Origin of the sequence: Mesorhizobium sp. M7A.F.Ca.AU.001.01.1.1 (genome assembly GCF_004022735.1) — a bacterium.
In the GTDB taxonomy this organism is placed as follows: domain Bacteria; phylum Pseudomonadota; class Alphaproteobacteria; order Rhizobiales; family Rhizobiaceae; genus Mesorhizobium; species Mesorhizobium ciceri.
Genome location: NZ_RZPF01000771.1, coordinates 1 through 2,928, shown reverse-complemented (window position 1 = coordinate 2,928; position 2,928 = coordinate 1). Strand labels below are relative to the sequence as shown.

Here is a 2,928-nt window from a genome sequence, read left to right as displayed (position 1 = left end):
GCGCATAGTTGCCGTGCCAGGCAACGACATCGAGCGGCGAATGGCCGATCTCGGTGACATGGAAATTGCCGCACCATTTCACGATCAGCCGGCACGGCGTTTCCTTCTCCTCGAACCAGGCGCAAGGCGTCTTGAAATCGCGTGGGTTGGCCAGGCAATTGGCGCCGATCGGGCCGCGATCGGGCAGCGTCAACTTGGCGCCGTAGTTCTCGCAGACGTAGCCGCGCACTTCGGCGTCGACCAGCTCGACCTTGAAGACCAGACCGCGTGGCAGCACGGCGATCTCGCCGGGCCGCAGCTCAATGACGCCCATCTCGGTGACGAAGCGCAATGCGCCGACTTGCGGCACGACCAGCAACTCGCCGTCGGCATTGAAAAAATGATCGTCCGCCATCGAGGTGTTGGCGACATAGACATGCGCCGCCATGCCGGTCTGCCCGAGCACGTCGCCAGCGGTTGTGATGCTGCGCATACCGGCGATGAAATCGGTCGGCTCCTTCGGCATCGGCACCGGGTTCCAGCGATACTGGCCGAGCGCCAGTTCATGATCGCCGACATTGGGCGCACTCTTCCACAAGGGATAGCTCGCCGCCTTGAAGCGGCCGGTGTGCTTGACGCTCGGCCGGATGCGGTAGAGCCAGGACCGCTCATTGGTGCCGCGCGGCGCGGTGAAGGGCGAGCCTGAAAGCTGCTCGGCATAGAGGCCGTAGGCCGGCCGCTGCGGCGAATTCCGTCCCTGCGGCAACGAGCCGGGCAGCGTCTCGGTCTCAAAATCGTTGCCGAAGCCCGGCATATAGGAAAAGGCCATTGCTTCCTCCCGGAATGGATCTCAATTGACCAAACTGGTTTCATTTGTAACCATCGAAAATGTAACCATCAATGGCGGCTTTGAAAAATGGCGATCAGGAGCGAAGCGTCCGACGCGGCTGAAATTCTCAATCTGGAAAACTTCCTGCCCTACCGGCTCTACCGGCTTGCCGACGCCGTCAGCCGCGAATTTTCGAGGATATACAAGGACAGCCATGGCCTGACGCGGCCGGAATGGCGCACCCTTTCGGGGCTGGGGCAGCATGGAACGATGACTGCGACCGAACTCGGCGAGCAATCGGCTATGCACAAGACCAAGGTTTCACGCGCCGTGGCTGAACTCGAGCGGCGGCGCTGGTTGATGCGGACACCTGATGAGAAAGATCGCCGTATCGAACATCTGACGCTGACCGGAACGGGGCTTGCCGCCTATCGCGAGATGGTGCCGCTGGCGAAGGCGTTCGAACGGGATTTGCTGGCAAGGCTCAGCGCTGAAGAGCGCACGGCGATCACCAGCGGACTGGCTGCATTGGAGACCAGTCTGGTCCCGAGCAAGAGTTAGTCCAAGATCAAGCCAATCACTCTGAACGACGGAGTTCGAGCGAGACTGCGTGGAAACTCCCGAAGCATAGCATTGCTTTCGATTTAATCGTTATTTGCGTTGTCAGGCCGCGTATAATGCCCATCATACCGACAGGAGGACTACGATGAGCATTCGCACATTAAGTGTCCTGGTGACGCTGCTTGTAGGCACCTGCACATTTGCGCAGGCGCAGCAGACAAAGCCGATGTCGATCGAAGTGTTCCCTTTCGAATTGGAGGACAAGAGCGCCGGGGCGGGAATAATTCCCCCGGATGAATATGACAGGCGCTATCTGTCGGAATCAGCACAAGTTGCTAAGGACATGCTCTCCCAGTCTGGGCGTTTTACAGTAATTGATGTGCCGGCGAGGGATACACAGGCCACGGCGCCGCACGGATTGCGCAACTGCGCTGGTTGTGAAGGCCCGATTGCCAAGGAGCACGGCGCGTCGCTTGCCTTGCTTGGCGTCGTAACGCGCGTCAACCGAACAGAACATACTATGTTCATTCGCATCCTTGACGCCGAAACCGGGAAACATGTTTCGGAGGGGTTTACCGATCTTCGCATGGGTGCGAACTACGCGTGGCCCCGCTCCGTGAAATGGCTGATGAAAAACAGAATTCTGCGTTAGGGCGGCATCTACCAATCCATCACCACCTTGCCGGAACTGCCGCTGCGCATTGCATCGAAGCCGGCTTGGAAATCGTCGATGCCGATGCGGTGCGTGATAAGCCCGGAAACATCCAGCGGCCCCTGCACCAGCGCGATCATCTTGTACCAGGTCTCGAACATCTCGCGGCCATAGATGCCCTTGAGATGCAGCATCTTGAAGATGACCTTGTTCCAGTCGATCTCGAATCCGGTCGGGGCGATGCCCAGAATGGCGATCTTGCCGCCGTTGTTCATGGTGTCGATCATGTCGCGGAAGGCGGGGGCTGCGCCCGACATTTCGAGGCCGACATCAAAACCCTCGGTCATGCCGAGTGCCGGCATGACATCGCGCAGCTTTTCCTTGGACGCGTCGACGACATGCTGGACGCCGAGCTTTTTCGCCAGCGCCAGCCGCACCGGATTGATGTCGGTGATGACCACTTTTCGCGCGCCGACGCATTGGGCGACGAGCGCGCCCATGATGCCGATCGGCCCGGCGCCGGTGACCAGCACGTCCTCGCCGACCAGATCGAAGGAGAGTGCCGTGTGCACGGCATTGCCCAACGGATCGAAGATGGCGGCGATCTCGTCCGGCACATCATCGGGGATCGGCACGACGTTGTGCTGCGGGATAGCCAGATACTCACCGAAGGCGCCCGGACGATTGACGCCGACGCCGAGCGTGTTGCGGCACAGATGCCCTCGCCCGGCGCGACAGTTGCGGCAATGACCGCAGACGATGTGGCCCTCGCCCGACACGCGCTGGCCGACCTTGTATTCGGTGACCGCTGCGCCGAAATCGGCAACGGTGCCGACGAATTCATGGCCCGTCACCATCGGCACCGGCACCGTCTTCTGCGCCCACTGGTCCCAATTGTAGATGTGCA

Annotated in this window: 4 protein-coding genes; 2 read left to right on the top strand and 2 right to left on the bottom strand. The window is 60.4% G+C overall.

The window, feature by feature from the left end; all coding sequences use genetic code 11:
- A partial coding sequence (locus EN884_RS31515; RefSeq protein ID WP_128360955.1) for a homogentisate 1,2-dioxygenase occupies positions 1 to 808 on the bottom strand: 808 nt, incomplete at its 3' end.
- 87 nt (positions 809 to 895) lie between these two features.
- Here EN884_RS31515 and EN884_RS31510 point away from each other — a divergent pair.
- On the top strand, positions 896 to 1,369 hold the full coding sequence (locus tag EN884_RS31510; RefSeq protein WP_024505603.1) for a MarR family transcriptional regulator: 474 nt from the start codon (positions 896 to 898) through the stop codon (positions 1,367 to 1,369).
- 145 nt (positions 1,370 to 1,514) lie between these two features.
- A complete protein-coding gene (locus EN884_RS31505; protein WP_063167736.1) occupies positions 1,515 to 2,021 on the top strand; it encodes a DUF2380 domain-containing protein in 507 nt (168 codons plus the stop codon).
- Positions 2,022 to 2,029: 8 nt separating this feature from the next.
- Here EN884_RS31505 and tdh read toward each other — a convergent pair.
- A partial coding sequence (tdh, locus tag EN884_RS31500; RefSeq protein WP_127223538.1) for an L-threonine 3-dehydrogenase occupies positions 2,030 to 2,928 on the bottom strand: 899 nt, incomplete at its 5' end.

What these genes read in the sequence shown, in the direction of transcription:
- EN884_RS31510 (WP_024505603.1), top strand. Translation starts at nt 896, where the DNA reads ATGGCGATCAGGAGCGAAGCGTCCGACGCGGCTGAAATTCTCAATCTG.
- EN884_RS31505 (WP_063167736.1), top strand. Translation starts at nt 1,515, where the DNA reads ATGAGCATTCGCACATTAAGTGTCCTGGTGACGCTGCTTGTAGGCACC.